The organism is Dietzia lutea (genome assembly GCF_003096075.1).
In the GTDB taxonomy this organism is placed as follows: domain Bacteria; phylum Actinomycetota; class Actinomycetes; order Mycobacteriales; family Mycobacteriaceae; genus Dietzia; species Dietzia lutea.
Genome location: NZ_CP015449.1, coordinates 1643073 through 1664656, shown reverse-complemented (window position 1 = coordinate 1664656; position 21584 = coordinate 1643073). Strand labels below are relative to the sequence as shown.

The following is a 21584-nucleotide window of genomic DNA, read 5'->3' as shown; positions in this document are numbered from 1 at the left end:
CGGCGGGGGCCCGTTCTCGTCTGTGCGGACCGGCTGAGGTGTGCCTTCCGCCTACACAGCCGCGGCGGGCCGCCTGCCGTGGGCATTCCGCCAGCGCAACTGCGGCGGGCCGCCTGCCGTGGGCATTCCGCCAGCGCGACTGCCCCCGGTTACGCTGCCCCTTCGGCCTGCGATGGCGGAGTGCCCGTGTATCCGGGAGGCGCGCTGCGCGAAGGGACCGACGAGGCAGCGTGGGCCAGAGCGCCAGCGCAACCGGTGCCGCTCGCGCTGGGAGACTGCACGCCGACGGACGAGCGCCCTCTCCCATCGCGCGCCTCCGGCACGGCACCCGCCCCCGCCACGACACCCGCACCCGCCTCCGGCGGAGAGGCGTTCACCAGCTCCGGAGCAGGCTGATCCGTTCGCGGATCTGCTCGGCGGAGGCCATCGGCACGGGCGGCCCTCCGCACGCGCTGCGCAACTGGGCGTGGATCGCGCCGTGCGACTTGCCCAGGCGGCCGGAGTACACCGACACCAGGGTGTTGAGCTGGCGCCGCAGATCCTTGAGTTCGGCGGCGGAGGCCACCCGGTCCGCGGCCGCTCCGGCGTGGGCGCCGGGGCCGGCCGCGTTGCCCGGGAGCGTCGTGCCGGCCACCGACGGGTCGGCACCCACCACCGCCACCGCCCCGGGTCCGGAGGACGAGTCGGCGGACGCGCGCTTGATCTGCTCCTTCTCCCGCTGCCGCAGGAGCGCCTTGACGTCGTCGGCGCCCAACAGCCCGGGCAGGCCGATGTAGTCGGCCTCCTCCTCGCTGCCGGCGAAGGTGGCGGTCCCGTAGGAGGACCCCTCGTACACGATCTGGTCGAGTTCCGCGTCGGCGCCGAGGGAGATGTAACCCCGGTCCTCCTCGTCCTCGGTGTTCTCGTCCTGCTGCTGATTCGCCTGGGCGAGAAGCTGGTCCTCCAGCCCCTCCTCCCGGTGCGGCTGGCCCAGGACGTGGTCGCGCTGGGCCTCCATCTGCGAGGCCAGCTGCAGGAGCACCGGCACGGACGGCAGGAACACCGAGGCGGTCTCCCCGGGCCGGCGGGAGCGCACGAACCGGCCGATGGCCTGCGCGAAGTAGAGGGGCGTGGAGGCGCTGGTGGCGTAGACGCCCACGCACAGCCGCGGCACGTCGACGCCCTCGGACACCATCCTCACGGCGACCATCCACTCGTCGGTGGAGTCGGAGAAGGTGCCGATCCTGCTGGAGGCCGTGGGGTCGTCGGACAGGACCAGCGTCGGCGGCGTGCCCGTGATCTCGGTGAGCAGGGCCGCGTAGTCGCGCGCCCGTTCCTGGTCGGTGGCGATCACCAGGCCGCCGGCGTCGGGCACCCCACCCGCACGGATCTGCCGCAGGCGCGTGTGGGCGGCCTGCAGGACGGCCGGCATCCAGTCGCCGTGCGGATCCAGAGCGACGCGCCAGGCGCGGGACATCTGGTCGGCACTGAGGGGCTCGCCGAGGCGGGCGGAGAACTCCTCGCCGGCGTTGCTCCGCCAGCGGGCCTCGCCCGAGTAGGCGAGGAAGACGACGGGCCGGACGACGCCGTCGGCCAGGGCGTCGGCGTAGCCGTACGAGTGGTCGGCCTTGGAGCGCTGGTGGCCCTGCCCGTCGGGTTCGTAGGTGACGAACGGGATCGGGCTGTCGTCCGAGCGGAAGGGCGTACCCGTCAGCGACAGGCGCCGCTCGGCGTCCTCGAACGCCTCGCGGATGGCGTCGCCCCAGCTCTTCGCCTCGCCACCGTGGTGGATCTCGTCGAGGATCACCAGGGTCCGTCGCGAGGCGGTGCGTTCGCGGTGCTTGAACGGGTGCGCGGCCACCTGGGCGTAGGTCACGACCACGCCGTGGTACTCGGGAGCCAGGGCGCCGGAGGTGTTGGAGTACTCGGGGTCGAGCGCGATGCCGGATCGCGCGGCCGACGCGGCCCACTGGTACTTGAGGTGCTCGGTGGGGGCGACGACGGTGATGGCGTCGACGGTGCGGTCGGCGAGGAGCTCGGAGGCGACCCGCAGACCGAAGGTCGTCTTACCGGCGCCCGGCGTGGCCACGGCCAGGAAGTCCTTCGGCCGCGCCATGAGGTATTTTCGCAATGCGGTCCGCTGCCAGGCGCGCAGCGGCGCACCCCCGGCCGACGGAGTGGTCTGTTCTGCGGTCTTCTCGTCTGGGCCCGGGACCGCGCCGGGGTCACTCACCAGGCTTCAGGGTCTCGTAGACGCGCTTGCACTCCGGGCACACCGGCGAACCGGGCTTGGCGGAGCGGGTGACCGGGAAGACCTCACCACACAGGGCGATCACGTAGGTGCCCATGACCGCGCTCTCGGCGATCTTGCTCTTGTCCACGTAGTGGAAGAACTTGGGCGCGTCGTCCTGCGTCTCCTCGGTCGTCGTGACCTCGGGGCGCTCGAGTGTCTTGGTCCGGGTGGTGCTCACCCCCTCATGATGCCGCACCCGGGCGTCGCCGCGCCAACGCCGGAGTACCTTGGGCCGCATGGCACCCGACTTCCGCCGTCAGCGATCCGGCGAACGGGACGACACCTCGAGACCCGTGCTCATCACGGGCGCGCGGGAATCCTACCGGGACGAGCTCGCGGCCCGGAAGAAGCGCTACTTCGTGCTGATGAGCGTGCGGATCCCCGCGCTGCTCCTGGCCGCGGGGTCGCTCTCCCTCTGGAACAACCCGTGGATCGCGTTGGCGATCGTGGCGGGGTCCATCCCGATCCCGTGGATCGCGGTCATCGGGGCCAACGACCGGCCGCCCCTGCCCAAGGGACAGGCCCGGACGTACACGGCCGGGAGCCTTCCCTCGAACACCCCGTACGCGTTGCCGTCCAGCCTCACCGGCGCCGCGAACGGCACCCGCCCGGACGCCGAGACGGGGAGCGGCCGGGCGATCGGCCCGGCCGCGGGCCCCGGTGCGGCCGGCCACGGCGGCGACCCCCGCGACCGGACCGACGGCGGGCCCGGCTCGCCCCGGACCGACGGCGGCGACCCCCGCGGCCGGACCGACCGTGGGCCCGACTCCCCCGGCTCCGAGTCCCCCCGCAGCCACCCCACCCCTGACGAGAGCGACACCGACCAGTGACGAGTCCGACCCCGACCCTCGCCGATCTCGCACCCGCGCTCGCGGACGCCTTCCGCCGGCACGACTACACGGTCGCGGGCCTCGAGCGCGGGCTCGGGCCGGAGGCGGTCGCGGCGCTGGGCAGGTCGGACGCCGCGACGGTCCGCCGGCACGCGCGCTCGGCGGGTGCGGCCGGGCTCTTGCTGCGCCTGTTCGTGCTGGGTGATCCGCTGCCGACGTCCGCGGTGGCGGACGCGCTCCCCGGCGTCGAACCGCGCGCCGGCGTGGCCGCGGGCCTGTGGGAGCTGGTCGACGACGGTGCGGCACTACGCGCGGTCGTCGACCTGCGCCCGGTGGACACCGGCCACGGGACGCGGTGGGTGTTCGCGGACCCCGACGGGTCGATGGTGCGGACCGTCACCCGGCCGGACCATGTGCTGGGGGTCGGCCAGGCCACGCTCTCGCTGCTGCGGGTCACGCCCACCTCGCCGGCGGGGTCGGTCCTGGACGTGGGCACCGGGTGCGGCATCCAGATGGTCCACGCGTTGGGCACCGCCGAGTCCGCCACCGGGACCGACATCACGCCGCGGTGCCTCGACCTGGCCGCCGCGACCCTGGCGATCAACGACCTGAGGGCCGAGCTCCTGCGCGGCTCGTGGTTCGAGCCGGTGGCGGGCCGTCGGTTCGACCGGATCGTCGCCAATCCCCCGTTCGTGGTGGGACCGCCGGAGACCGGGCATCCGTACCGGGAGTCGGGGCTCGCACTCGACGGTGCGAGTCGAACGGTGGTCGCCGGCGCCCCCGAGCATCTGGGGGACGGCGGGACGGCCGTCATGTTGGCGTCCTGGGTGGAGCGCGAGGACACCGATTGGCGGAGCCGGGTGGCGTCGTGGGTGCCGTCCGAGGGCGTAGACGCCTGGATCCTCCGCCGCGACGTCTCCGAGCCGGGACTGTACGTGTGGACGTGGCTCACGGACGAGGGCATGGATCCGCGGGACGAGTCCACGTGGCGTGCGGCGGACCGCTGGCTGGACCACTTCGAGGCCGAGGACGTCGCCGGGGTCGGTTTCGGCTACGTGTACCTGCGCCGCGTCGAGGGCCCGTCGTCGGTGTTGTGCGAGGACCTCACCCATCCGTTCGGCGACGGCCTCGGGGACGAGGCGGAGGCGTACTTCGCCCGTACCGCGTGGTTGCGCGAGGCCGCCGGGCGCCACGGCGGCCAGGACCGTGCCCTGGACGCGACCGTGTTCACGGTCTCCCCCGACGTCCATCAGCACGTCTCGGAGTCCCTCGCGCCGACCGGCCCGGAGGAGGCGGGCGCGCCGGGCGCGTCGACCGTGGTGGTGGAGCGCGTGACCGGCGCCCGGTGGCGCCACGAGATCGACCCCCTCACCGCGGCGGTGCTGAGGGGCGCCCGGACGGGCGCGCTGCCGCTGGAGGACCTGGTGGTGCTCGCCGCGGCCGGCGCGGGTGAGGATCCGGACGAGTTGGCCGCGCCCGTCCGACGGGTGGTCGCGGATCTGTTCATGCACGGGTTCGTCGTGCCGGTCGGTGTGCCGGGGCTCCTGCCGCCGGGGGCCGGCGCCGCCGCGCCCGGGGGTCCGCGCGGGTGAGGGCGGTCATCTCGCGGGTCACCGAGGCGTCGGTGACGGTCGACGACGAGGTCGTCGGGGAACTGTCGGCGCCCGGGTTACTGGTGTTGCTGGGGGTCTCGATCGACGACGACGAGGCGGTCGTCGCGACGATGGTCCGCAAGATCTCGGAACTCCGGATCCTGCGGGAGGAGCGCAGTGTCTCGGAGGTGGGCGCCCCCGTGTTGGTCGTCAGTCAGTTCACGCTGATGGGCTCGACCGCCAAGGGGAGGCGACCGTCGTGGTCGAGGGCGGCTCCCGGGCACAGGGCCGAACCCGTGGTCGAGGCCGTGGTGGCCGGTCTGCGCGAGCGGGGGCTCGAGGTGTCCACGGGCGTGTTCGGCGCGATGATGCGGGTCCACTCCGTCAACGACGGCCCGTTCACGGTGATGGTGGAGACCCCGGGCTCGGCCTGAGGACGTCGGCGCGTCATGGTGACAGCCTTTACGGCACGGTCCGTGACCGAAATCATCGGTCGGGGAACATTACCGGCACCCCCGTCGTTGTAGGTGTACGTGACCGTGACCCGGGCACGCGCCTGATCCGTCCACCAGCAACCGAACGCCGGCCTCGTCACAAGGCCAGGCAGGAGGAGGAGACATGACGTCAGCCATCACCCGATCGGACCGTCGGACGGAGGCGGATCCGGAAGGCCAGAGCCCGAGCGCTGACCTGGTCCGTGTCTACCTCAACGGGATCGGGAAGACGGCTCTGTTGAACGCCGAGGACGAGGTGGAGCTGTCCAAGCGGATCGAGGCCGGTCTCTACGCCAAGCACCTGTTGGAGACCAAGAAGCGTCTCGGCCCGGTGAAGAAGGCGGATCTCAAGACGATCGTCGCCGAGGGCGAGGCCGCCCGCGCCCACCTCCTCGAGGCCAACCTGCGTCTGGTGGTCTCGCTGGCCAAGCGCTACACGGGCCGGGGGATGCCGCTGCTGGACCTCATCCAAGAGGGCAACCTGGGCCTGATCCGTGCGATGGAGAAGTTCGACTACGCCAAGGGCTTCAAGTTCTCGACCTACGCCACGTGGTGGATCCGCCAGGCCATCACGCGCGGCATGGCCGACCAGTCGCGCACGATCCGTCTCCCCGTCCACCTGGTCGAGCAGGTCAACAAGCTCGCGCGCATCAAGCGTGAACTGCACCAGCAGCTGGGCCGCGAGGCCACGCTCGAGGAACTGGCCGACGAGTCGGGGATCCCCGCGCACAAGATCGAGGAGCTCCTCGACCACTCGCGCGACCCGGTGAGCCTGGACATGCCGGTCGGCGCGGACGAGGAGGCCCCGCTCGGCGATTTCATCGAGGACGCCGAGGCCACCAGCGCCGAGAACACGGTGGTGTCCAACGTCATGCACTCGGACGTGCGCGCCGTGCTGGCCACTCTCGAGGAGCGTGAGCAGCAGGTCATCACCCTGCGGTTCGGGCTCGACGACGGGCAGCCCCGCACCCTCGACCAGATCGGCAAGCGCTTCGGCCTGTCCCGTGAGCGCGTCCGCCAGATCGAGCGTGAGGTCATGGCCAAGCTCCGTGAGGGCCGCCGCGCAGACAAGCTGCGGTCCTACGCGATCTGATCCCCTCCGACCCCGGTCACACACCGCCGGCCCCGCCCACCGAGGGCGGGGCCGGCGTTCGTCTGCGGCGGGGCCTCGTGATCGTCGCAGCGGGCACCGGTCCCCGCCGCCGTCAACGGAGCCGGCGGGGCCCCTCGTTCCCGCTGAAGCGGGGCGGCGGACCGAGCCGGACGGTGGCGTAGAGCACGGCGAGCCCGTCGGGGGCCGCCAGGCCGGGGTCGATCGCCAGGCGGCGCAGTTCGGGGACGTCCTCCACCAGACACGACACCCGCCCCATGAGCTCGACCAGGGCGTCGCGGTCGACCGGCGCGTCCCCCGCGTAGCCGTCGAGGATCGCCGCCGCCCGCGGCCTGCCGAGGAGCGTCGACGCCTCGGAGGGCGAGATGGGCAGGGTGCTGAACGCCCGGTCGGCGAGCAGGTCCGAGAGCATCCCGGACAGGCCGAACGAGATCAGCGAGCCGAAGATCGGATGGTCCGCGACGCGTATGGTCACCGCGACCCCCTTCGTGGCCATCTTCTGCACGTGCAGCGACCGCGAGCCGGTCGTGGACTGGAGCAACGCGAAGGCGTGTCGCACCGCGGCGGAGTCCGCCAGGTCCAGACGAACCCCCGACTGGTCGCTGCGGGTGCGCCAGCGGTCACTCATCGCCTTGACCGCGACCGGGTAGCCCAGCTCGTCGGCCGCCATCACGGCCTGATCGACGTCGGTGACGACGCGGTAGTCGACGATGTCGATCCCGTAACACTCGAGCAGGGCCCGGACCTGGCCCTGCGTGAGCTCGAACGACTCGGTCCCGGCGTGGACCTGGGACAGCGAGTCCACGAGCTCACGGGCCCGCGCGCGATCGATGTCCGGATACTCGGCGGGCTCCTCGGCGGGCCGGTCGAGCCACTCGGCGTACCGCCGGGCCCGCACGAGCGCCGACACCGCGCGCTCCGGATAGGGGTAGGACGGGATCGAACCGCGGGCGGCCACACCGGACTCGTCCGTGACGGTCAGCCCCTCGGGCAGCCCCTCGCCGGCGAGGAAGGTACTCACGACCGGCTTGGCGCTCTCCGCCGCCGCCGCGCGGATCGCCTCGGCATAGGAGTCCGGATCCGTGGCGACCGGCGGGACGAACACCGTGAGGACGGAGTCGACCTCGTCTCGCGCGAGCGCGTCCGCGATGGCCTCACGGAACTGCTCGGGCGACGCCTCGGCGCCCAGGTCCACGGCGTGGGAGACGGTGAACCCCTGCTGACGGGCGGAGTCCCCGCCGAGCCGGCCGACCGCCGAGGAGTTGCCCACGACGCCCAGCCGGCCGCCGGTGGGCAGCGGCTGGTACGCGAGCAGGGTGGCGGTGTCGAACATGTCGGTGATGGAGTCCACCTGGATGAGCCCGGAGTCGCGGAACAGTCCTCCGATCGCGTTCGCGGTGAGGCCCTCCACGCCCGACTCCAGGTCGTCCACGGCCCGGCGCACCACCACGACCGGCTTGTTGCGGGCCACGCGCCGCGCGATCCGCGAGAACTTGCGGGCGTTACCGAAGCTCTCCAGGTAGAGCAGGACCACCTCGGTCGAGGTGTCCGTGTCCCAGTACTGCAGCAGGTCGTTACCGGAGACGTCCGCGCGGTTGCCGGCGGAGACGAACGTGGACAGTCCGAGCCCGCGCCGCGCCGCGGCGGCGAGGATGGCGATGCCGAGCGCACCGGACTGGCAGAAGAACCCGGCCCGGCCCGGGCCGGGGACGACCTCGGCCAGCGTGGCGTTGAGCTGGACGTCGGCGGAGGTGTTGATCACGCCGAGCGCGTTGGGGCCGACGACGCGCATCCCGTGCGCCCTGGCCTCACTGACCAGTCGCCTCTCGGAGACGACTCCCGCGCTGCCCATGTCGGAGAACCCGGCGGAGATGACGACGAGCGTCGACACGCCCTTGGACAGGCAGTCGTCGAGGACCTCGGACATCGAGGCGGCGGGTACGGCGACGACGGCGAGGTCGACGGGGTCCGGAATGTGCCGGACGCTCGCGTACGCACGGACCGACTGCACCGAGGTGGCGTCCGAGTTGACGGGGTAGACGGGGCCGGCGAACCCGTTGCCGATGAGGTTGCGCATGACGGTGTGGCCGATCTTGCCCACCTGGTCGGACGCGCCGATCACGGCGACAGATCCCGGGTTCAGCACGCGCGCCAGGCTCCGGGCCTCCGCTGCGGCCTCCCGCGAGTTCCGGACGTTGGTCAGCGCCTCGGTCGGATCGATGGCGAACTCGAGGTGCAGCGTGGAGCCGTCGAAGGACCGCGAGATCTCGTACCCCGCCCGGCGGAACACCTGGATCATCGACCGGTTCTCGGAGAGCACCTCCGCCTCGAAGTGGTCGATCCCGCACTCGGCCGCCGCGCCGGCCAGGTGCTCGAGGAAGATCGACCCCAGCCCCCGGCCCTGGTGCTGGTCGGAGATCGTGAAGGCGACCTCGGCGAACGTGGAGTCCGGCAGCCGTTCGTAGATCGCCAAACCGATGATCTCCGCGCCCAACTCGGCGACGAACGCCATCCGGTCGCGGTAGTCGACGTGGGTCATCCGGCGCAGCTCCCGCTCGCTCAGGACGTCCCGGGACCCGAAGTAGCGCAGGTAGCGGGTGCGTTCGGACAGGCTGGTGTGAAAGCGGGAGATCTTCTCGGCGTCGTTGGGCAGGATCGGGCGGACCCGCACCGCCCGGCCGTCCGAGCCGAGGACGTCCGCGGCCCACTCGTGCGGGTAGCCCTCGGGGTACTCGTCGACCGAGGTGTCGGTCGAGGCGTGCTCGGGCGGATCGACCGCAGGGGCCGGATCGCCCGGACGCCCGGTGGGTTCCGGTGTCTCGCTCGCTGTGGGGCCGGTCGAGGGGTCGCCGGGTTGCGCCATGGGGTCCTCCAATGAGAGGTCGTGCCGGACGGGGCTCGAGGGGCGGTCAGTCCCGGGGGTCGTCGGGATCGAGCCCCAGCAGGGGGTAGACCGTGCGACGGGTGTCGAGGATCGACTGGTCCAGCCGGGCCAGCGAGCGGTCCATCTCGACCCCGCGGTCGGCGCCCGCCGGCTCCCAGCGCGTGAAGGCCGGCTCCTCGCCGTCGCCCATCACCCTCGGGACCCGATCGGGGACGGTGAGCCGGCCGGCCGCGGACCGCCACCCCTCCGGGATCGCCGTGCCCGGGTCGACCGGCACCCCGAGGACCGCCGCGATGAGGTGGGTCCACGAGCGCGGGACCACCCGCACCAGCTCGTAGCCACCGCCGCCGACCGCGATGAGGCGTCCCTCGCACAGTTCGTCGGCCAGGGCGATGACGTCGAGATAGGACCGGCGGTGACCGTCGACGGTCAACGACAGATCGGCGAGGGGGTCCTCGCGGTGCGAGTCGCACCCCGCCTGCAGGACGATGATCTGCGGCTCGAACGCGCGCAGAACGCCCGGGACCACGGCGTGGAAGCCGCGGAGCCAGAGGTCGTCGGTGACCGCGGGCAGGAACGCCAGGTTGACGGAGGTGCCCTCCGCGCGGCCCACGCCGGCCTCGGACGCCCAGCCCGTCGACGGCCACAGGGTCGCGGGGTGCTGGTGCAGTGAGACCGTGAGCACGCGGGGGTCCTCGTAGAAGGCGGTCTGGACGCCGTCGCCGTGGTGGACGTCGATGTCGACGTAGGCGATGCGGTCGAACCCGTTGTCCAGCAGCCAGCTGATCGCCACGGCGGCGTCGTTGTACACGCAGAATCCGGCGGCGGCCGCGGGCATCGCGTGATGCATGCCGCCCGCGACGGAGACAGCGCGCGTCGCGGCGCCGCCGGTCACCGCGCGGGCGGCCGCGAGAGTGCCACCGGCGACCGCCGCGCTCGCCTCATGCATCGCCGGGAACGTCGGGTTGTCGGCCGTACCCAGCCCGTGGCTCATCCCCACGTGCTCCCCCGGCGGCAGGTCACCGGCCGCCTTCACGGCGTCGATGTAGCGCGAGGTGTGCACCCGCAGCAGTTCGTCGTCCCGGGCCGTCCCGGGATCGATCAGCTCCACCCCCTGCAGCACGCCGAGTTCGGTGGCCAGCGACATGGTCAGATCGAGGCGCTTCGGACTCATGGGGTGATCGGCGGAGTGTCGGTACTCGAGCAGCGACGGGCTCCACACCACCTTCGCCTCGACGCCGTCCGCGATCCCGGCCATGGCCACCGCCCTCCTGTCGGACCGGGTCTCTCCCGGCCCCGCGCACCCCGCCAGATCCGTGGGGTACATCACCTCACGAATCTACGCGGCGACGACGGGGGCGGCCGATGAACGTCGGCTCCCCACCCCGGTCGGTGGCCCGGCGGTAGTCTCGGTGTGAGAACCCGGTCGGTGTCGTCACCCACCGGGAGGTCGATACGAATCCGGACGTGGAGGACTGCAGCGTGAAGGACCTGGTGGACACCACCGAGATGTACCTCCGCACCATCTACGAGCTCGAGGAGGAGGGCGTGATCCCGCTGCGGGCGCGGATCGCGGAGCGCCTCGAGCAGAGCGGGCCGACCGTGAGCCAGACGGTGGCCCGGATGGAGCGCGACGGGCTGGTGCTCGTCGCACCCGACCGGCACCTCCAGCTCACCGCCACCGGGCGTGAGCTCGCGGTGGACGTGATGCGCAAGCACCGCCTGGCCGAGCGGCTCCTGGTGGACGTGATCGGGCTCGAGCTCGAGAAGGTCCACGCCGAGGCGTGCCGGTGGGAGCACGTCATGAGCGACGACGTCGAACGGCGCCTCATCGAGGTGCTCGACGACCCCCGGACGTCGCCCTACGGCAATCCGATCCCGGGGCTGGACCGCATCGGCTACGCCGAGTCGGCTCTCGACCACGGCGACCACATCCGGCTCTCCGCGCTGCCCACCGACACACCGCACACCGTGCGCATCCGGGCGATCGGCGAGAACGTGCAGATCGACACGGACCTGATCTCGGAGTTCCGCGCGGCCGGCGTGGAACCGCTCAAGACGGTCACCGCGACCCGTCGCGGTCACCTCGTCGAACTCGACTCCGGGGACGGCCGCACGGTCGAGCTCGACGGCGACCACGCCCACGCCATCCAGGTCGAGATCCTGTCGTGAAGCTCCTGGTCACCGGCGGGGCCGGGTACGTCGGTGGCGTGTGCGCCACCGTCCTGATCGAGCGCGGGCACGAGGTGGTGATCCTCGACGACCTGTCCACCGGCAACCGGGACGGCGTCCCCGAGGGGGCGACCTTCCTCGAGGGCGACGTCGCCGCGCGCGCAGCCGAGGTCCTCGACTCGTCCTTCGACGGCGTGCTGCACTTCGCCGCGCGCTCGCTGGTCGGCGAGTCCGTCGAGAAGCCCGAGGAGTACTGGCAGGGCAACGTGGTCACGTCCCTGGCCCTGCTGGACGGCATGCGAGCGGCCGGGGTCGGGAACCTCGTGTTCTCCTCGACCGCGGCCACCTACGGCGAGCCCGAGCAGGTGCCCATCACCGAGGACATGCCCACCCGGCCGACCAACACCTACGGGGCCACCAAGCTGGCGATCGACCACGCCATCACCTCGTACGCGGTCGCACACGGACTCGCCGCGACCAGCCTGCGCTACTTCAACGTCGCCGGCGCCTACCACGGCGCGGGTGAGAACCGGGTCGTGGAGACCCACCTCATCCCGCTGGTGCTCCAGGTCGCACTGGGCCACCGGGACCACATCAAGGTCTTCGGCGACGACTGGCCCACCCCCGACGGCACCTGCATCCGCGACTACATCCACGTCGCGGATCTCGCGGACGCCCACCTGCTGGCCCTGCAGTCCAACGCGCCGGGGGTCCACCGTGTGCTCAATCTCGGCAGCGGCGAGGGCTTCTCCGTCCGCGAGGTGATCGACGTGTGCCGCGAGGTCACCGGGCACCCGATCCCGGATGTCGTCTCCCCCAGGCGCGCCGGTGACCCCGCGGTCCTCGTGGCCTCGAGCACCCGGGCGATCGCCGAGCTCGGTTGGAATCCCACCCGGACGGACCTGCGCACGGTGGTCGAGGACGCCTGGGCGTTCACCGGAGCGCTCGGCGACCGGGCCCACTCGGCCCCCCGCTGACGGGCGGCTCAGGCGGTCGCCGCCACCCTCCTGAGCCGCTCCGGCGACATCCCGTGGTGCAGTCCCTGCAGCAGTAGCCGGGCCAGGTTGTTCCCCGGATCGGCGTCGACGGCGGCCGACAACGCCGACCACGCGTGCACCCCGCTGCCCGCGAAGTACGACGCCGCACCCAACAGCAGCAACGCCACCGAGCGTTCGCGCGCCGGCCGACGACGCGCGACCGCCCACCACACCAGCCGCCGACCGTCGCGATCGCCCAGCCCCCGCATCGCGAGACGCCGGTAGATCTCGTCACGGACCGCGATCACCAGCAGGTCCCGCCCGATGTCGGCCAGCTCGTCGTCGTCGACCTCCTCCCCCACCCCGAGCCGACGCGCGGCGTCGTCATGGCGCTCCACCGCCTCCGCGACCGCGCGCGCCCGCTCCGCGCGTTGGTCGCGTCCCCGTGCGGGCGCGCCGCCCCGGCCGTGCGCATCCGCCTCTCCCGCACCGCCCACGTCGCCGTCACCCGGGTGGCCCTCGTCGCACGCGTCGGGGTCACGGACGAGATACAGGCGGTCGATCTCCTCCCTCGAGCCGGCCCGGACGCGGCCGTCGTACGCGTGCACCGCGGCGATCTGCGTCGTGTCCGGATCGATCTGCACGCCCCGGGCCATCCCGAACAGATCCACCCACGGCGCCCCCTCGGCGAACCCACCGACCCCGTAGGCCGCCTCCACCCCCGTGCCCGCCTCGCCCAGCCAGTACTCGAACGCCGACGCGGCGTCCTCCGCCCGCAGCCCCGCCAGATACCCGTCCGCGCAGTCCTCGTGGACCACCACCAGGTGCACCGAGTCGATGCCCTCCCGCGCGCAGAACCGCGCCAGCCCCCGCGCCGGATCGGGGTCGATCGCCGGACGGGCACGACCGATCGCGACGACTCCGGATCCGCACGCGTCGCCGGTGAGGTCGTCCAGCGGGTCGTCGTCGAACAGATCGTCGAGGTCGTCGAGGCCGTCGGGCTCGTCGAGGAGGTCGTCGTCCCCGGGGAACCCACGGCCGTCGTCCAGCAGGCCGTCGACGTCCATCCGCACCACCGGCCCCTGTCCACCGTCCGCGGTGCGACCGCACAGGATCACCACCGACCCCGGCCCCGGCGGGAAGCCGAGCATCGCAGGTATCGAGGCGATCAGCTCCTCCGGCGAGGTGATCACCACCGTCGCCCGCCCGTCCGTGCCGCCCTCGTCCTTCAGCTCGCCCGTCGTCATCGTTCGCCACCCGTTCGTCTCGCGCGTCCACGCCCCGTCGCGACGCGGTCCGCGGGTGCCGTGCACCGGACCCACCATCGGCCACCCCGGCGGCCGTCCCCCGCCCCGGAAGGCCGGACCGACGGCCGCCTGTGGAGGGAGCCGGGGCCTGTGGGGATCGGGCGGGAATCATCTCGAGCGTGGTGACGTTGTGACAGTGGTGAACCCCCCGTCCCGGATGGACGACCGGGCGAGCCCCGCCACCGACGGACGGGGTGTGGTGACGAGAGGAGTCGACATGGCCAGGCACAGCGATCTGTACCGACTGATCGAACCCGTTCCCGACCTGCGTTCCGAGGACGGCCGCGGGCCGGTCCTCGTGCACGGACTGGAGGGCTTCTCCGATGCCGGACAGGCGATCCAGGGCGTGTCCGAGCATCTCCGCGAGAGCCTGGACTCCCAGCTGATCGTCGAGTTCGACGTCGACGAGCTCGTGGACTACCGCTCGCGCCGCCCGCATCTCAAGTACTCGTTCGACCGCTTCGCGGACTACAACGAGCCGACCATCCAGATGCACGCGGTCAAGGCCTCCGACGGGACGTCCTTCCTGCTCCTGTCCGGACTCGAGCCGGATCTCAAGTGGGACGGCTTCACCGAGTCCGTGATCGACCTCGCCGGGTCCTTCGGGGTCCGGATGTCGATCGGACTGGGAGCGATGCCCCTCGGCGTCCCCCACACCCGGCCCACCAACTCGAGCGCCCACGCCAGCGACGTGGACCTCATCAAGGGGTTCTCCGCCTGGCCCGGCGAGTTCTCGGTGCCCGGCAACGTGACCTCCCTGCTCGAGCTGCGGATGGCCGAACACGGGATCCCCTCCGCGGGCTTCACCGTGCACGTGCCGCAGTACCTGTCGCAGACCGCCTACCCGGCGGCGGTGCTCCACCTGGTGGGCAGCATCGCGCGGATCGCGGACCTCGAGCTGCCGACCGCCGAACTGGAGAAGGCCGCCGAAGAGTTCACCGACCAGGTCAACGCGCAGATCGCGCAGAGCCCCGAGATCCTCACCGCCGTCGAGCTCATGGAGAAGCAGTACGACGAGTTCATGGAGACGCGACTCGGTTCCGACTCCCTCAACCCGGGCGGCAAGCCACTGCCGTCGGGCGACGAGATCGGTGCGGAGTTCGAGCGGTTCCTCGCCCAGCAGACGGGCGACGGCGGGCAGGGCGACGACCCGCAGCACAACGGGTGACGCCCGCCGGCGACTAGGCTCGGCCGGGTGCAGCTGCCCCAACTCCTCACCGATCTCGACGACGTCCCCGCCGACCTCCACGAGGAGGCGGTGTTCGACGCGTTCGTGGCCTGGGCCGCGGACCGGGGCCTGACGCTGTACCCGGCCCAGGAGGAGGCCGTCCTCGAGATGGCCGCCGGCAGCCACGTCGTGCTCGCCACCCCCACCGGGTCCGGCAAATCCCTGGTCGCCCTCGGCGCCCACTTCGCCGCGATGGCGCGCGGTCAGCGCAGTTACTACACCGCGCCCATCAAGGCGCTCGTCAGCGAGAAGTTCTTCGCGCTGTGCGAGGTGTTCGGTGCCGAGAACGTCGGCATGCTCACCGGCGACGCCGCCGTCAACGCCGACGCACCCATCGTCTGCGCGACCGCCGAGATCGTCGCCAACATCGCGCTGCGCGAGGGGGCGGGCGCCGAGATCGGCCAGGTGGTGATGGACGAGTTCCACTACTACTCGGAGCCCGACCGGGGCTGGGCGTGGCAGGTCCCGCTCATCGAACTGCCCGACACCCAGTTCCTGCTCATGTCCGCCACGCTCGGCGACGTGGACTGGCTGCAGGAGGACCTGCACCGGCGCACCGGTCGGCAGTGCGTGTACATCGGCGGCACCGAGCGCCCGGTCCCGCTCTCGTTCGAGTACGCCCTGTCCGGCGTTCACGAGTCGGTCGAGCTGCTGCTTCGCGACGGCAGGGCCCCCGTCTACATCGTCCACTTCACCCAGGCTGCTGCACTCGAGCAGGCCCAGGCGCTGACCTCGCTCGCCGTGGCCGACAAGGAGCGCAAGGCCGCCATCTCGGACGAGATCGGTGGTTTCCGGTTCACCACCAGCTTCGGCCGGACACTGCGCAAACTCCTGCTTCACGGTATCGGCGTCCACCACGCCGGGATGCTGCCCAAGTACCGGCGGTTGGTCGAGCGGCTGGCGCAGGACGGCCTGCTCACCGTCATCTGCGGGACCGACACCCTCGGCGTGGGCATCAACGTCCCCATCCGCACCGTCCTGTTCACCGGCCTGACCAAATTCGACGGCCGCCGACAGCGCGTGCTCAAGGCGCGCGAATTCCACCAGATCGCCGGGCGGGCCGGACGCGCCGGCTTCGACACCGAGGGATTCGTCGTGGTGCTCGCCCCCGAGCACGAGATCGAGAACGCCAAGGCCGCCGCGAAGGCCGCCGCGAACCCCAAGAAGAAGGCCAAGGCCGCCAAGAAGAAGCCCCCGGAGGGCTTCGTCAACTGGTCGCGGTCCACGTTCGACAAACTCGTCGGCGCCCGGCCCGAGCAGTTGACCAGCCGCTTCGAGGTGAGCAACTCGATGCTGCTCAACATCATCTCCCGGCCGGGCAGCTGTTACGGCCACATGCGGCACCTGTTGCTGTCCTCCCACGAGACCCGCGCGCGGGTGCGCCACCACGTCCTGCGCGCCATCGAGCTGTTCCGAGGGCTGGAGGCCGCCGGGATCGTCGAGCGCCTGGCCGAACCGGACGACGACGGGCGGCACGTGAGGCTGACGGTCGACCTCCAACGGGACTTCGCGCTCAACCAACCGCTGGCGCCGTTCGCTATCGCGGCGATGGAGGTCCTCGACCCCGACTCCCCGACGCCCGAGCTGGACCTGGTCTCCGTCATCGAGGCCGTGCTCGACGACCCGCGTCCGATCCTCTACGCCCAGCAGCGTGAGGCACGCGGCGAGGCGATCGCCGCGCTCAAGGCCGAGGGTGTCGAGTACTCCGAGCGCATGGAGCTGGTCGAGGACATCTCCTGGCCCAAGCCGCTGGACGACCTCCTCGCCGACGCCTACGACGCGTACCGGGCCGGGCACCCGTGGGTGGCCGGGATCGAGCCGTCCCCCAAGTCGGTGATCCGCGAGATGGTCGAGCGCGGGATGACCTTCTCCGACCTGGTCTCGGCGTACGGACTCGGCCGGTCCGAGGGCGCCGTCCTGCGCTACCTCACCGACGCCTACCGCGCGCTGCGCCAGACGGTCCCCGCCGACCGCCGGTCCGAGGAATTCGACGACCTCGTGGAGTGGCTGGGCGAACTGGTCCGGCAGGTCGACTCGAGCCTGCTCGACGAATGGGAACTGCTCACCGATCCCGACGTGTCCTCCGAGCGGGTCGCCGAGCTGGCCTTCGGCGAGACCGCGGGCGCCGCCCGCCCGGTCACGGCGAACTCGCGGGCGTTCCGGGTGATGGTGCGCAACGCGATGTTCCGCCGCGTCGAGCTGCTCGCCCGCGACGACATCGAACGGCTCGCCGAGCTGGACGCCGACGTGCCCGAGCACCCCGACTGGGACTCGGAGATCGACGCCTACTGGGATGAGTACGACGAGATCGGGACCGGACCCGCCGCGCGGGGCCCGGCGCTGTTCACCGTGAGCGAGTCGGGTTCCACGGTGGTGCCGGGGACGTGGCGGGTGCGCCAGGTGCTCGACGACCCCGAGGGCGATCACGGCTGGGCGATCGAGGGTGTGGTGGATCTCGCCGCCAGTGACGAGGCCGGCGAGGTCCGCTTCGCCTCGCTCGCACTCCACGGGTGAGTCGCCACCGACCGGTGGGCCGCCCACCGCGCCGGGGACCGTACGATGTCCGACGAACCCCCACCACCCGATGACTGGAGGCCTGCTGTGACCCCCCGCGTTCTCTACAAGCGACTCGCTCTGGCGGAGGTGGTCACCTGGACTCTCCTGATACTGGGGATGATCGGCAAATACGGCTTCGGGCAGGACTGGGCCACCTCGGTGGGCGGCGGCATCCACGGCTTCGTGTTCCTGTGCTACGTCGTGGCGACCCTGGCGGTGTGGACGGACAAGCGCTGGTCCGCCGGCACCGGAATCCTCGGTCTGGTCTCGGCGGTGATCCCGTACGCGACGGTCCCGTTCGAGCGGTCGGTCGAGCGCCGTGGCCTCCTCGAGGGCCCGTGGCGGCTCGGTCCGGGCGGCGAGAGGCCCGGCGGCCCGGCGGACCGCGTCCTCTCGTTCGCGCTGCGCTCCCCCGTCGTGGCACTGCTCGTCACCCTGATCGTGGTGGCGATCGTGTTCTCGCTGCTGGTCACCGCCGGCCCGCCCACCGAGTGGTTCTCGTGAGCCAGACCCGCGAGCCGGGCCGCCGCGAACTCAACAAGGCCGACAAACAGCGGCGCATCCACGCCGCCGCCCTCGAACTCTTCTCCCGGCACGGCTACTCGACCGTCACGACCCAGCAGGTGGCCGACCGCGCCGAGGTCGGGACGGGGACGCTCTTCCGCTACGCCCAGTCCAAGGGCGAACTCCTGTGCATGGTCGCCAACGAGGAATTCCGCGCGATGGTCGAGTCCGTTCCCGAGACCGGGGACCCGGTCGAGGACCTGGTCGTCCTGTGCGAGCCCCTGCTGGTGGCGCTCGACAGGCAGCCCGAGAACATCGCCGCCTACCACCGGGAGACGTTGTTCGGAGAGGCCGGCCCCCACCGGGCCGAAGCGCAACGCATCCTCGGCGAGCTGCGCGAGCTCATCGCCGCCGTGCTCGCGGGGTACGCGGGCGGCACCGTGCAACCCGCGGACATGGTCGGCGCCGCCCAGACCGTGTTCGACGTCCTCTACATGACCATCGTGCGGTGCGGCGTCGAGCGCTCTTCCGCCAGCGAGGGGCGCAGGGAACTCGAGGTGCACGTCCGGCGGGTCCTGTACGGCGTCCTCCCGGCGACGCGCGGGGCCGTGGACACGGTCTGACGACGACGCGACCCGGCAGCGGCAGTCCGCACGCCCACCCCGGTGGGCCACGTGGCGGCCCCGCGCGCGAGACTGACCTCATGACCGAGGTTGACCAGACCACCGCCCGCCCCGTCAAGGACGCCTCCACCGTGATGGTGATCCGCGACTCCGATTCCGGCCCGGAGGTATTCGTCGCGCGCCGCGTGAAGGGCATGGCCTTCGCCGGCGGGATGACCGTGTTCCCCGGGGGTGGCGTCGACGCCGCCGACGACGACCCCGACCTCGCCTGGACCGGCCCCGCCCCCGCGTGGTGGGCCGAGCGCCTCGGCTGCGACGAATCCCGCGCGCGGCGACTGGTCTGCGCCGCCGCCCGCGAGACCTTCGAGGAGTGCGGCGTCCTCCTCGCCGACCACCGGCACGGCGCGCCCGTCTCCGACGCGGGGCGCTACCACGCGGCGCGTACCGGACTCGAGGCCCACGAGTTGTCGTTCAGTGCCTTCCTGGCCCGCGAGGAGCTGTCCCTCGCCGCGGATCGTCTGCGCCCCTTCGACCACTGGATCACCCCGTCGGTCGAGCCCCGCCGCTACGACACCCGGTTCTTCCTCGCCGCGTTGCCCGTGGGGCAGGAACCCGACGACCAGACCACCGAGGTCGACCTCACCATGTGGGCGCGTCCGGTCGACCTGCTGGCCGACTTCCGGGCGGGTCACTCCATGCTCCTCCCTCCCACCTGGACCCAGCTGCGCCACCTGTCGGAGTTCCCGGACGTCGCCGCGGCCCTGACGGCGGAACGCACGATCTCACCGATCGAGCCTGAGATCATCGAGCACCGCGGCGGCATCCGGGTGGGCTTCGACGGGTCCGACGAGTACTGGGCGGACCACCAGGCGGGGCACGCGCGCGAGGACGCCTGACCGGGCACCGACGATCCGCGGCCCCCTGCGGGCCGGACACCACCCGAACCGCTGACGGGCGCGCTGCCTCGATGGTTGACTGCCAAGCATGCCGGCATTCGAGTTCGACGTGGACGCGTCGATCGCTGCCGGGTGGGACCGGTTCGCCTCCCGCCTGGCAGATCTCCTGCGCGATCTGATCCCCGGCGCCACCTTCGACCTGGCGGTGCCCGTCCTCGGCGCGCCCTCGCCCCTCACGCCGTTCATCCGCTTCACCGCGGTGGGGCAGCGGCGACTCGAGGCCGAGGTCTCAGGGGGCGGATCGGACGACGCCCCCGCCCCGCTGCGACCGGCGCAACTCGCACAACTGGCCGCGCTCGGCTGGCGAGCCGGGGACGCCGGAGCGACGGCGGCGCCGGCCCCCGGCCCCCAGGTCGCCCTGCCGACGGATCGGGCCACCGAACTCGCCCACCTCGTCGCCGGCACGCTCGAGCAGGTCTTCGGCATCCGACATCCGGTCTTCCTCCACGACGTGGCCGGAGTCGACGAACCGGACGCCCCGGGTACGGCGTTCGGCCCGGATCCCGCGGACGCGGCCGCGGCCCACCCCGGCGGTCCCACGGAACCGGACGCGAGCGGCGACGCGGACGACTTCCGCCCGCGACCCATCACCGACCCCGACCAGGCGACCAGGGCGGTGGGAGCGGCGCTCGCCGAGGTCTACCGCAGACGCATGCACCCCGACGAGCACGACGTGTTCACCGTTCCCGCGGGCTGTGTCCTGCTCTTCGTGCGCGCACACCGCTCCCTCCCCCTCATCGTGTTCCGCAGTCCGCTGGTGACCGGGGTGCAGGACGCCGCGGCGGCCGAGACCGAGGTGGCGATCCTCAACCGGGACTCACTGTGGTGCCGCTACGTGTTCGACGGCTCGACCATCACGGCCGAGTCGGAGTTCGTCGACAGGGTCTTCGTCCCCGTCAACTTCAAGATCCACCTGGCCGAGATCACCGCCGAACTCGACGACGTCTACCCCGATCTCGCGCGACGCGTCGCCGGCGGCAACTCCCGCGACCTGCGCGCCTCCGACGATCCCGGCGCCGGTGAGACGTAGGATCGGCACCGCCGGGAAGGGCCCGGTACCCGATCCCGCAACAGGAGTGCCGATGCGTCGCGCCGCCCTCGTCGCCGTGGTCACCGCCGCGACCATGCTGACCAGTGCCTGTTCGCTCTTCGGAGACGACGAACGACGCGGGGTGCCCGCCCCAGCCGCCGCACCGAGCGGGCCGCTGCCCACCTCCCAGCAGTTCGACCGGCCGTTCCCGGTGTCGGCCGAGAACTGGGACGCCACCGTCACCGTGTCGAACCTGCGATTCGTGCAGTCCTACTCGTACCCGGACCCAGTCCTCGTGGTGGACGTGCGCGCGGTCCAGTCCGCCGGCCAACCCGAGATCGGCCCCGAGGACCTCACCGCCTATGACCCGTCGGGCAGGCCGTTCGAGCGGATCACCGACCCCTCCGGCACGGTGCCCGACCCGCTCGTCCCGTCGGTGTTGACGACCCCCGGGCGGGAGATCAACGGCATGGTGGCGTGGACCGTCCCCCGTGGTGCCCGGGTAGGCCGCATCGAGCTGACGAGCCCGTCCACGATCGGATCGATCACGGTGACGCGACAGCCCGCCGATCCGACGCCGTCCTAGTCACCCGCCGGGCGCGCCCCCGCCGGGTCCGCGGCGACGTACGTCCACCGCCCTCCCCTGCGCTCGAACAGGGAACGCTCACGCATCACACCCCGGTCGCCGAGCTCGACGTGCCGGGCCTCGAACTCGACCATCCCGTCGTCGTCACCCTCACCCCCGGCGACCACCTCCAGGACGGTGAGTCCGGTCCACTCCACCCCCGACGCCTCCACGACCGCGGACGCGTCCGCGGATGCCACGTGCGCCAGAGGTGGTCCGTCCGCTCGAGCGCGAACGCCGTGTAGCGCGAGCGCATCAGCTCCTCCGCCGTTCGCGCGGGCACCCCGTCCTCCACGAGCGGGCCGCAACACGCCCCGAGATCGACCCCACTGCCACACGGGCACGCACTCATCCGTCTGCTCCGTTCCCCGATGATCCGCCCAGGCTACCGACGCGCGGGGCCACCCCTGCCGACCCCCGCGA

At 72.1% G+C, this 21584-nt stretch carries 18 protein-coding genes and 1 pseudogene; 13 read left to right on the top strand and 6 right to left on the bottom strand.

The features are described 5' to 3' along the window. Positions 1-373: 373 nt before the first annotated feature. Together A6035_RS07525 and A6035_RS07520 are read right to left on the bottom strand one after the other, a co-directional pair. Positions 374-2095: a DEAD/DEAH box helicase gene (locus tag A6035_RS07525; RefSeq protein WP_235026819.1), complete on the bottom strand. Its 1722-nt coding sequence runs from the start codon at positions 2093-2095 to the stop codon at positions 374-376. Between the two features lie 109 nt (positions 2096-2204). Next, positions 2205-2450, bottom strand: a complete 246-nt coding sequence (locus A6035_RS07520) for a DUF3039 domain-containing protein (protein WP_007628744.1) — start codon at positions 2448-2450, stop codon at positions 2205-2207. A 58-nt stretch (positions 2451-2508) separates the two neighbouring features. On the opposite strand from A6035_RS07520, the gene A6035_RS07515 reads away from it, so the two are divergent. The 4 genes from A6035_RS07515 to A6035_RS07500 all read left to right on the top strand — a co-directional run bounded on the left by A6035_RS07515 (position 2509) and on the right by A6035_RS07500 (position 6281). Continuing rightward, on the top strand, positions 2509-3102 hold the full coding sequence (locus A6035_RS07515; RefSeq protein ID WP_108847268.1) for a DUF3099 domain-containing protein: 594 nt from the start codon (positions 2509-2511) through the stop codon (positions 3100-3102). Beyond that, on the top strand, positions 3099-4694 hold the full coding sequence (locus A6035_RS07510; RefSeq protein WP_108847267.1) for a DUF7782 domain-containing protein: 1596 nt from the start codon (positions 3099-3101) through the stop codon (positions 4692-4694). Before A6035_RS07515 ends, A6035_RS07510 begins: the two co-directional genes overlap by 4 nt. Beyond that, on the top strand, positions 4691-5128 hold the full coding sequence (gene dtd / locus A6035_RS07505) for a D-aminoacyl-tRNA deacylase (protein ID WP_108847266.1): 438 nt from the start codon (positions 4691-4693) through the stop codon (positions 5126-5128). Before A6035_RS07510 ends, dtd begins: the two co-directional genes overlap by 4 nt. 184 nt (positions 5129-5312) lie before the next feature. Continuing rightward, a complete protein-coding gene (locus tag A6035_RS07500) occupies positions 5313-6281 on the top strand; it encodes a sigma-70 family RNA polymerase sigma factor (protein WP_108847265.1) in 969 nt (322 codons plus the stop codon). Positions 6282-6393: 112 nt separating this feature from the next. Here the strand turns inward: A6035_RS07500 and A6035_RS07495 are convergent, their stop codons facing one another. Then, entirely contained in the window at positions 6394-9162 is a 2769-nt protein-coding gene (locus A6035_RS07495; protein ID WP_108847264.1) for a bifunctional acetate--CoA ligase family protein/GNAT family N-acetyltransferase, read from the bottom strand. Positions 9163-9208: 46 nt separating this feature from the next. Further along, entirely contained in the window at positions 9209-10441 is a 1233-nt protein-coding gene (locus A6035_RS07490; RefSeq protein ID WP_108849140.1) for an acetoin utilization protein AcuC, read from the bottom strand. A 224-nt stretch (positions 10442-10665) separates the two neighbouring features. On the opposite strand from A6035_RS07490, the gene A6035_RS07485 reads away from it, so the two are divergent. Next, positions 10666-11355 carry an iron-dependent transcriptional repressor DtxR gene (locus tag A6035_RS07485; protein WP_108847263.1) on the top strand — a complete coding sequence of 230 codons (690 nt, stop codon included), beginning with the start codon at positions 10666-10668 and terminating at the stop codon, positions 11353-11355. Then, positions 11352-12332, top strand: a complete 981-nt coding sequence (gene galE / locus A6035_RS07480) for a UDP-glucose 4-epimerase GalE (RefSeq protein WP_108847262.1) — start codon at positions 11352-11354, stop codon at positions 12330-12332. The genes A6035_RS07485 and galE overlap by 4 nt, the downstream gene beginning before the upstream one ends. Before the next feature lie 8 nt (positions 12333-12340). On the opposite strand, the gene A6035_RS07475 is transcribed toward galE, so the two are convergent. Next, positions 12341-13579 (bottom strand): DUF4192 domain-containing protein, encoded by a 1239-nt coding sequence (locus A6035_RS07475; RefSeq protein ID WP_108849139.1) that lies wholly within the window; start codon positions 13577-13579, stop codon positions 12341-12343. Between the two features lie 277 nt (positions 13580-13856). Here A6035_RS07475 and A6035_RS07470 point away from each other — a divergent pair, with 277 nt between their 5' ends. From A6035_RS07470 to A6035_RS07440, 7 genes are all read left to right on the top strand, one after another. Further along, complete coding sequence (locus A6035_RS07470; RefSeq protein ID WP_108847261.1) at positions 13857-14807, top strand: proteasome assembly chaperone family protein; 951 nt, start codon at positions 13857-13859, stop codon at positions 14805-14807. A 27-nt stretch (positions 14808-14834) separates the two neighbouring features. Next, positions 14835-17381, top strand: a complete 2547-nt coding sequence (locus tag A6035_RS07465) for a DEAD/DEAH box helicase (RefSeq protein WP_108847260.1) — start codon at positions 14835-14837, stop codon at positions 17379-17381. Positions 17382-17468: 87 nt separating this feature from the next. Further along, positions 17469-17927, top strand: coding sequence for a DUF3817 domain-containing protein (locus tag A6035_RS07460; RefSeq protein ID WP_108847259.1), 459 nt, complete (start codon positions 17469-17471; stop codon positions 17925-17927). After that, the gene (locus tag A6035_RS07455) at positions 17924-18550 is read left to right on the top strand and encodes a TetR/AcrR family transcriptional regulator (RefSeq protein WP_108847258.1); all 627 of its coding nucleotides are present in this window, start codon (positions 17924-17926) and stop codon (positions 18548-18550) included. The genes A6035_RS07460 and A6035_RS07455 overlap by 4 nt, the downstream gene beginning before the upstream one ends. Positions 18551-18630: 80 nt before the next feature. After that, positions 18631-19446 carry an NUDIX hydrolase gene (locus A6035_RS07450; RefSeq protein ID WP_108847257.1) on the top strand — a complete coding sequence of 272 codons (816 nt, stop codon included), beginning with the start codon at positions 18631-18633 and terminating at the stop codon, positions 19444-19446. Between the two features lie 88 nt (positions 19447-19534). Continuing rightward, positions 19535-20536 (top strand): TY-Chap domain-containing protein, encoded by a 1002-nt coding sequence (locus A6035_RS07445; protein ID WP_108847256.1) that lies wholly within the window; start codon positions 19535-19537, stop codon positions 20534-20536. Positions 20537-20588: 52 nt separating this feature from the next. Next, a complete protein-coding gene (locus tag A6035_RS07440) occupies positions 20589-21122 on the top strand; it encodes a hypothetical protein (RefSeq protein ID WP_108847255.1) in 534 nt (177 codons plus the stop codon). Here the strand turns inward: A6035_RS07440 and A6035_RS07435 are convergent. Further along, positions 21119-21513, bottom strand: a pseudogene (locus A6035_RS07435) (YchJ family protein). The gene A6035_RS07440 and the pseudogene A6035_RS07435 overlap by 4 nt on opposite strands. Positions 21514-21584 lie beyond the last annotated feature (71 nt).

Bases quoted from the DNA above. Each gene is read 5' to 3' on its own strand.
- A6035_RS07525 (WP_235026819.1), bottom strand. From the start codon at position 2,095: ATGGCGCGGCCGAAGGACTTCCTGGCCGTGGCCACGCCGGGCGCCGGT.
- A6035_RS07515 (WP_108847268.1), top strand. From the start codon at position 2,509: ATGGCACCCGACTTCCGCCGTCAGCGATCCGGCGAACGGGACGACACC.
- A6035_RS07500 (WP_108847265.1), top strand. From the start codon at position 5,313: ATGACGTCAGCCATCACCCGATCGGACCGTCGGACGGAGGCGGATCCG.
- A6035_RS07495 (WP_108847264.1), bottom strand. From the start codon at position 9,162: ATGGCGCAACCCGGCGACCCCTCGACCGGCCCCACAGCGAGCGAGACA.
- A6035_RS07490 (WP_108849140.1), bottom strand. From the start codon at position 10,441: ATGGCCGGGATCGCGGACGGCGTCGAGGCGAAGGTGGTGTGGAGCCCG.
- A6035_RS07475 (WP_108849139.1), bottom strand. From the start codon at position 13,579: ATGACGACGGGCGAGCTGAAGGACGAGGGCGGCACGGACGGGCGGGCG.
- A6035_RS07470 (WP_108847261.1), top strand. From the start codon at position 13,857: ATGGCCAGGCACAGCGATCTGTACCGACTGATCGAACCCGTTCCCGAC.
- A6035_RS07450 (WP_108847257.1), top strand. From the start codon at position 18,631: ATGACCGAGGTTGACCAGACCACCGCCCGCCCCGTCAAGGACGCCTCC.
- A6035_RS07445 (WP_108847256.1), top strand. From the start codon at position 19,535: ATGCCGGCATTCGAGTTCGACGTGGACGCGTCGATCGCTGCCGGGTGG.
- A6035_RS07440 (WP_108847255.1), top strand. From the start codon at position 20,589: ATGCGTCGCGCCGCCCTCGTCGCCGTGGTCACCGCCGCGACCATGCTG.